Annotated in this window: 9 protein-coding genes; 1 reads left to right on the forward strand and 8 read right to left on the reverse strand. The window is 46.2% G+C overall.

What is annotated here, in order from left to right:
• The 4 genes from GRP75_RS15425 to GRP75_RS15440 form a co-directional block, all read right to left on the reverse strand.
• Positions 1–286: ATP-binding protein (locus GRP75_RS15425; protein WP_160789740.1), on the reverse strand; the 286-nt coding region annotated here is incomplete at its 3' end.
• Positions 283–636, reverse strand: a complete 354-nt coding sequence (spoIIAA, locus tag GRP75_RS15430) for an anti-sigma F factor antagonist (protein WP_013310782.1) — start codon at positions 634–636, stop codon at positions 283–285. The genes GRP75_RS15425 and spoIIAA, both read right to left, overlap by 4 nt.
• 96 nt (positions 637–732) lie before the next feature.
• Positions 733–1,926, reverse strand: coding sequence for a serine hydrolase (locus tag GRP75_RS15435; protein ID WP_160789741.1), 1,194 nt, complete (start codon positions 1,924–1,926; stop codon positions 733–735).
• 212 nt (positions 1,927–2,138) lie between these two features.
• The gene (locus GRP75_RS15440; protein WP_160789742.1) at positions 2,139–3,782 is read right to left on the reverse strand and encodes a glycosyl hydrolase family 28-related protein; all 1,644 of its coding nucleotides are present in this window, start codon (positions 3,780–3,782) and stop codon (positions 2,139–2,141) included.
• Between the two features lie 205 nt (positions 3,783–3,987).
• On the opposite strand from GRP75_RS15440, the gene GRP75_RS15445 reads away from it, so the two are divergent.
• Positions 3,988–5,199, forward strand: coding sequence for an O-antigen ligase family protein (locus GRP75_RS15445; RefSeq protein ID WP_160789743.1), 1,212 nt, complete (start codon positions 3,988–3,990; stop codon positions 5,197–5,199).
• Positions 5,200–5,322: 123 nt separating this feature from the next.
• Here the strand turns inward: GRP75_RS15445 and GRP75_RS15450 are convergent, their stop codons facing one another.
• The 4 genes from GRP75_RS15450 to GRP75_RS15465 form a co-directional block, all read right to left on the reverse strand.
• Positions 5,323–6,147 carry a purine-nucleoside phosphorylase gene (locus GRP75_RS15450; RefSeq protein ID WP_013310786.1) on the reverse strand — a complete coding sequence of 275 codons (825 nt, stop codon included), beginning with the start codon at positions 6,145–6,147 and terminating at the stop codon, positions 5,323–5,325.
• A gap of 72 nt (positions 6,148–6,219) precedes the next feature.
• Positions 6,220–7,164: a site-specific tyrosine recombinase XerD gene (gene xerD, locus GRP75_RS15455; protein ID WP_069079984.1), complete on the reverse strand. Its 945-nt coding sequence runs from the start codon at positions 7,162–7,164 to the stop codon at positions 6,220–6,222.
• 105 nt (positions 7,165–7,269) lie between these two features.
• Entirely contained in the window at positions 7,270–7,512 is a 243-nt protein-coding gene (locus tag GRP75_RS15460; protein ID WP_023989220.1) for a YqzK family protein, read from the reverse strand.
• A 166-nt stretch (positions 7,513–7,678) separates the two neighbouring features.
• Positions 7,679–7,950: Fur family transcriptional regulator (locus GRP75_RS15465; RefSeq protein WP_160789744.1), on the reverse strand; the 272-nt coding region annotated here is incomplete at its 5' end.

The raw sequence follows: 7,950 nt of genomic DNA on the forward strand, positions 1-7,950 counted from the left end.
GCTCTATATCCTCAATTCCTCGCCCTGCGTCCTCAACAACCAACGTGATCACGTCCGCTTCAATCCCAACTTTGATCGTTACGACACCTGACGGATCGCTGTCATAACCGTGAATAATACTGTTTGTCACCGCTTCAGACACCACGGTTTTCAAATCGCTCAGCTCATCCATTGTGGGATCAAGCCTGGAAATAAAGGCCGCGACAGCCACACGAGCAAATGCTTCATTCTCCGATTTGGCAGCAAACTGCAAGCTCATGAAATTGTTTCCCGTGCCTTCTCTCATGACACAACCTCCAGTTCCGTGAGCGCATTTCCCTCATTGTCATATATGGGCATGATTTTGAACAGCCCTGACATATCCAGCAGTCGGTGTACTGGCGGATTGACATCACAGACTGCCATTTTTCCGCCCTTTTGCTTGATCAGTTTGTACCGTCCCAAGATAACGCCAAGGCCAGAGCTATCCATAAACTGAAGATTCTTCAGGCTGAGCACAATATGCTCGCATTGCCGGCGCTGAATCGCCTCGTCCATTTGCATACGGACCATGTCCGACGTATGGTGATCAAGCTCCCCAGACAGCCTTACAATCAGTACCCCCCGGTGATGCTCCATTTCAATTTGCAGGTTCATGCTTACTCACTCTCCTCCCGGTCTTGGACAAGGATTTCTACGTAGCCGCAGACGATTCCTGCCCTCCGACAAAACTAGAAGAAAACCCCGTAAAATCTACAAAGAAAATAGGTTCGACATGGTACGTTTAAACAATTTCCACCATCCGGCCTTTTCGATAGCCACAGGCGAAGTGATATTAAACTCCTTAAGCCGTTGTCCATCCTGATAGACGACCAGCTTACCGATTGGGTCACCAGCCCGGACAGGAGCTTTGAGGCTTGGGGCCAGTTGCAATTCATGACGCAACGTTTGTTTGTTGCCACCTTTTTTCACCAGTACACTGTAAGAACGGTCAGCCTGAATTTTCAGCTCTGGCAATACGCCTTTTTCAACTTTTACGCTGCCCAGCAATTCACCCGGCTTGTATATGGATTTCATTGTATATTGAGAAAATGCATAGTCGAACATGGAAGATACTTCATTGTTGCGTATCTTCGTATTTGGCTCCCCGAGCACCACAGCTACGACACGCAAGCCATCACGCTTCGCAGTAGCGGAAAGACAGAACTTTGCTTCTGCCGTATAGCCTGTTTTCAGCCCGTCTGCTCCAGTATAGAAACGGACAAGCTTATTCGTATTCACCAGCCAAAAGGGTTTGACTGAGGATTTGCGCAAATAGTCCTGATAGGCTCCCGTATATTTCGTAATTTGCGGGTATTTCAACAACTCTCGGCTCATAACCGCAATATCATGCGCAGAAGAATAGTGATTCTCTACGGGTAAACCGTTGCAATTGGCAAAATGCGTATCCTTGAGCCCGAGCTGCTGCACCTTCGCATTCATCATCTCGACAAAAGCCTGTTCAGATCCTGCAATTTTCTCAGCCATCGCCACAGAGGCGTCGTTGCCGGAAGCCATTGCAATTCCCTTCAGCATCTCATCGACCGTCATTTCTTCACCGGGCTCCAAGAAAATTTGCGAGCCTCCCATTGAAGACGCATATTCGCTGGCCCGAACTTTATCGGTCAGCTTGAGCTTGCCATCTTGAATGGCCTCCATTGTCAGCAACATCGTCATAATTTTGGTAATGCTCGCTGGAGGAAGCTTTTCACGACTGTTTTTTTCATAGATGACTGTGCCCGTATCTGCGTCCATCAGGATCGCCGAGAGAGCCTCGGGAGCCAGCTCAGCCGCTGATCCCTCTTTGGTTTTGCTTTCAGATCTGCTTTCTTCGGCCCAACCGCCGACAGGGACGACAGTCAAGGCTACCAGGCAAGCCAGGATGAACGCCACCACTTTTTTCTTCACAATCGGTTACCTCCTCAACATATTGGCGTAAAGCACCGGAGCCCATTTACTTACCCCTCCGGCCTATTCGCGTGCTGCTAACCATTGTCGTCAGAATGAAAGAAAAATATTCCATATGAATAAAAACATCAAATAGCACCAAGCTGAGTCAGCATGGTGCGCATTTTCCAATATATAAATGACAGAACATCTATCGTCTGTGAAATAATTGTTTAAATTCGGCTTATAGTGAGATATGTGATTCCTCCACCGGGTAGAATATCCATTGTATTTTGACTGAACACCCGTATATCAATAAAAGAATTCGCTTCCAATCTAAGTTCCATAGCTCCACTCAATGCACTATAGTTCAGTCCGCCAATTACCCTATCATCGAGATACGCATAGGCGGAACTTCCGGTAAGCTGCTCATCATTCAGGTGAAGTGCCAGCCGTGTGCGATTGCCATCCACTTGGGGATCGGTCGAAATGTAGACTTGTATTCTGTATTTCCCAGCTCGCTTGGCTCGCCATCGGCTATTCACCGCATCGAATTCGATCAGCTCATCATGGTTGATTTGATTAAACTTCACCTTCTGCCAGCTACCTGCGGGAAGATTTTGCCTTGCTCCCAGGTAGGCTTTAACAAAGGTTTCGTCCAAATGCTCAATCCCGTTGTTTGAGTATTTCTCGACAAGCAGCAAAGCCTGCCCTGTCCCATTATTCTCGCCATAACGATTATTGCTATAGCTAAAATCCAAATGTGAGCGAAGTGTCACCTGCTGTGTGGAAGAGCTACCAGAGAAAGAAATAAGCTGCTTTAGATTACGGGGATACCCTCCCACCTCGTCCACCAAAACTTTTTTGCCAATGACCACATCCACAAAATAGTTACATACGGATTGGGTGTCATCGAATTTGTCCGCTATCGCTAAAATGGAGTCACGCAAGGCCACATTTTTTGTTTCTTTGGTAGCACCAATTTGAATAAAAGAAGGCACTGTCATCTTATGCTCTCTGCTTAGTCCCTCAAACCAGCAACCTATAAATTCAGCGTTCATAAAATCATTAATTAGAATGGGAATATCATTGGAGCTTCCATCCTTAATGTGCTGGCTAGCCAAAAATCTGGCCCCATTGGAGCTATTCAGATCCAATGCCGTATCGTTCCCCAATGTAAAAAGCGCTATGCTAGTAAACTGTGAACTTCTGTTCTGCAAGTGAATCCCTGTTTTATTGTAATTAATCTCCGTGCATTTAAATAAATTCACATCACTTTCATAGCCCCAAAAAGCCGTTTCAAAATGCTCAATTAGGACGTTATCCAGGACAACTCCGCCACCCTTCCAATCCTGAATACCCAAAGTACCTTTGCCATAATATCCACGCTTCACTGACTGCGAAAACGGATTATTTAATGTGCCTATGTCAGCCCCCTCGTACCGGATCGATAAGTCATGAAACTGCACATTTTGATATCCGCTAAACGATGGTAGACTTTCATCTCCAATTTGAAAACAAGGACCCGTACCATAATATTCAATCGACGTAACACCTTTGCCTTGTCGGTATCTGCCCTTATGAATGCCAAAAATGCGCACACCCTGCTTGCGAATCTGTAAGGTAGAGGTTATTTTGTATCGTCCACTGGGGATGTGAAGAATGGAATAATCGGGGGTCTTATTAATCAATTCCTGTAAAGCTGCCGTGTCATCCTGAATACCATTACCAGCAGCTCCAAACCAGCTTACGTTTACACTTCGTTCAATGAATTCTTTTTCAATGGTTTTAAAATTTTCATTTAATTGCTGCGGCGTTAACTCTTTGCCCGTACCACTCAAATTCAACTTCAAACGGTCTGTAAAATGATCCGCCACCCGAACACCCCCATGTTTAAAAACGTAAAAAGTTCCTTTTTTGACCAAGCCGAAGAATTCTTCATTTTCTTAGCATGGACTGAGTATATGCACAAGAGGGCTTGCTCTAGGCTTGAGAAAAATGAAAATAAATATTTTATTATTATTGTACAAGAAGATACGTTTTGTATATTATAGATACATAATGTATCCAGGTGGTGAAATCGTGAAACATGTACTTACAGTAGCTGGTTTACTGGCTTTTTCGATTCCTTATGCTTGTCAGGGTTTGCCCCCCAGAGTTATCACGATTTCCGTGCTTATCCTGTTGTTCAGCTATACCATGCTACTACCTTCACTCAAGTCATTGATCGCAACCTTAGCCGACAATCCGTTACTGACTCTACTCACGCTGTACATCGCTGCCTCCTGCTTATGGGCTGAACAAGAACAGACCTCTTCCTTGCTGATGGTTCTCAAATTCCTTGCCTTCTCTACCTTTGGGCTCTATTTGGTCACCCATTATACAACTCAGGGCTGCATTCGCCTCTTAGTCGTTACGTTAAGTATTTTGAGCATACTCAATCTACTCGCCGTTTTGCTCGTTCCCTCCTTTGCCATTCATGGTGGAGTAGAACATACTGGGCTATGGAAGGGCATCTCTGGTCATAAAAATACACTTGGAACTCTCTCTCTGTTAAGTTTTGTTTCACATGTCATTTATTTTTTCAGGGGTAAACGTAAAGTTTTGCATATTGGCTTTATCTTACTCAATGCCCTATTGCTCATCGAGTGCCAATCTACCACCTCTTTGGTACTGACATCTTCGCTCTTCGTATTTATATTGTTTATACTGCTATTCAAGAGAATCCGAAGCATTGCGTTGCGCGGTTTCTTCATTAGCTGTTCCTGCTTGCTCGTTCTTTTGGGTTTGGTACTCACCTTTACTTATGGAGATGCGATTGCGTCGGAATTCGGAAAAACAACGACCTTAACTGGAAGAACGGAAATCTGGCAGGGGATTGGTGGTGCTATTCAGAGCCATTACTGGTTCGGACATGGTTACGGCTCCTACTGGGCAGCCCGACCCAGTATCTATGCGAACGGCATCCGATTTGATCTGACAAGCAGCCATAGCGGTTTCCGTGATCTGTGGATCGATGTGGGCCTTACAGGACTACTGGCAACAATTACACTCGCCATAACAACTTTATTTAAATTCAGAATTGGCAAAGCAGATATGTATACATGGCTGACGGCAGTGGTTTTTTTCCTATTTATCGTATTGAACAATATAACGGACAGCCGTTTCCTGAACTCGCTAGCCATTTACTGGATCATTTTTATGGTTATTGTGATCAAGGTGCAAGAACGACATAAACTGGCTGTAGCAGAAAAAGCGAATTCAACTGCATTGAGCACACCACCTCTTCATTAGGAGATCATACTCAGCTCAACCGTTGATGTAAAAAAGAACCCCATATCCACGCCATCAAAAGGCGATCGGATATGGGGTTCTTGGGATATATGTCCACCGCTTCGGTTGAACATGATCCCCAATCTACATTTGTGGAATAATCGCTAGCACAAGTTTTAAAAATTGCTCACGTACTTTCTCTGCTGTCTCCATCACTTCACCATGGGACAAAGGCTGATCCAGAATGCCTGCGGCCATATTCGTGATACAGGAGAAGCCCAGTACCTCAATACCTGCATGACGGGCTACAATAACCTCAGATACGGTCGACATACCCACCGCATCTGCACCCAGTGTACGCAGCATAACGATTTCAGCAGGCGTTTCATAGTTAGGCCCCAGCAATCCAGCATATACACCTTCTTGCAGACTGAAGCCCTGTTGGTTAGCCGTTTGCTTGGCAATTTCACGCAAGCGGCGGCTGTACGCCTCCGACATGTCTGGAAAACGAACGCCCAGACCAGCATCGTTCGGTCCGATCAATGGATTTTGTCCGGTCAGATTAAGATGATCCGAGATGACCATCAGATCGCCTGCTTCGTAGGAAGTGTTTACACCACCTGCTGCATTCGTCACCAGCAGACTTTGAATCCCCAATTGCTTCATCACCCGAACTGGGAAAGCCGTCAGCTGCGGGCCATATCCCTCATACATATGAAAGCGCCCTTTCATCATGACGACAGCGCGACCTTCAATCGTGCCTAACAGTAATTCTCCCTCGTGACCTTCTACCGTCGATACAGGAAAATGGGGAATATCCTGATAAGGAATACTAATTCCATCCTGAATTAAATCGGCCAGAATACCGAGACCTGATCCCAGAATAAGACCAATCTCTGGACGTATTCCGCTCTTGGCACGGATATAATCTGCTGCTTCCTGAATTGTAGCTTGGTTGGCTGTTGACATTAATATCTCTCCTGACTTGTACAATCGTAAAGTTATAGTCATTATCACATTTTCTATGAAAGCAAAGTATCGTTACGTTCGATCTTTGCTTTCATGAGAAGTGCGGTTGCCGCCGTGCGGGTGATGCTTTTCATATACTTCCTTCATATTCCGTCTGGCCGTCTGCGCATATACCTGCGTCGTTGACAGATCAGCATGACCCAGCATTTCCTGTACAGAGCGTAAGTCCGCTCCGCCCTCCAGCATATGTACCGCAAAGGAATGCCGCAACGTGTGGGGCGTGATATCCTCGCTTATGCCTGCTTCCTGGCCGTACTTCTTAATCATTTTCCAGAAGCCCTGTCTACTGAGACGCTGACCAGATACGTTCAGGAACATGGCTTCCTGCTCTACCTGAGCTTCTTCACCCTGCCCGGATCTCAGCAATAGTAGACGCTGCTCGTCCATGTAGACTTGTGCCCACTGTGATGCCTCACGGCTGATCGGTACAACACGCTCCTTGCCTGCCTCGCCGCCACAGTGCACAAAGCGCAGATCGGTGCGGACATCACCCACGTTTAGGGCAATCAGCTCCGATACACGAATGCCAGTCGCATACAGCAACTCCAGCATCGCCTTGTCTCGCACCCCTTGCGGGGCAGTCACATCCGGCGCGTCCAGCAAACGCTCTATCTCATCTTGCGTTAGCACCGAGGGCTTCTTTTTAGTCGCTTTGGGCAGCTCCAGCAGAACGGACGGATCGTGGATCGTAATTCCCTCCCGAATAAGAAAATGAAAAAAGGAGCGAATGGAGGCGACGCTACGTGATATCGTCGCCGCAGCTTTTCCCTGTTCCTTCAAACGGCCCAAATACAGTACCAGATGTGACCGTTGGACGTTATCCGGCTGCTCAATACCACAGCTTTCTGCGAACTCGGTAAACTGCTGTACGTCCCGTTGATACGCTTCCAATGTGCTGCGCGACAAGCCCTTTTCCTCTTCCATATATTGAACGAAAGGTTGAATGTACATTTTCATGAGTTCCAAAAGTCTCCTTGTTCTGCATACAACGGTTCAGTCTCAGCCTCTGCTTCTTCGTGTGCTGCGTTCATATCATAAGCTCATCAAGACCGATTACTTAGACTATTCACCATACCAGTAAAAGAAACGTAAACGTTCCAACACTGCTATTCGATGCTCGGACCCTTCATTTACTTTTTGCCCGCCAAATACCTTAACTGCATGTCCTTCCGGTATTCGGTAATGATCTACAGGTGTTATCCAATCTGTAAACAGCCTGAGGCTATAAAAGAACATACATGCCAGCACCCCGAACAATATTACCAAACGCAGCCATTTTAGTCCTCTCCGCAACGATAGTACCATGTGAATCAGCCGCCTTTTCCCCAGAATATAGTCCCTAATAGGACTCTCTATGGAAGGGTATGACAAGCTATTCCTTTTTATTCTGCTTAATCCCGAACAACAGATTCCGAACCAAAAAAGCTCTCCCGAACGCATCTTCGTCGGTGAGAGCTTGGGTAGTCAGCTTTTAGTCCTGAGATTTGTGTTTTCTGGATTTGCCCAAAGATTTCTGAGCCGTCGTATCGTTCTTCGCCTTACAACGATAACAAATACCGTGGAAGTCCAAACGATGATCCACTACGGTAAAATTATATTCCCGTTCCAGACGCTCCTCCAATGGTCCAAGCCAATCTTCCAGTATTTCATCTACACTGCCACACTGCACACATATCAAATGGTGATGGTGATGTTTGGTTGTATCGCCGCGCAAATCATAACGCGCAACGCCATCACCAAAAT

This window comes from Paenibacillus sp. OT2-17 (assembly GCF_009827695.1).
In the GTDB taxonomy this organism is placed as follows: Bacteria; Bacillota; Bacilli; order Paenibacillales; family Paenibacillaceae; genus Paenibacillus; species Paenibacillus polymyxa_B.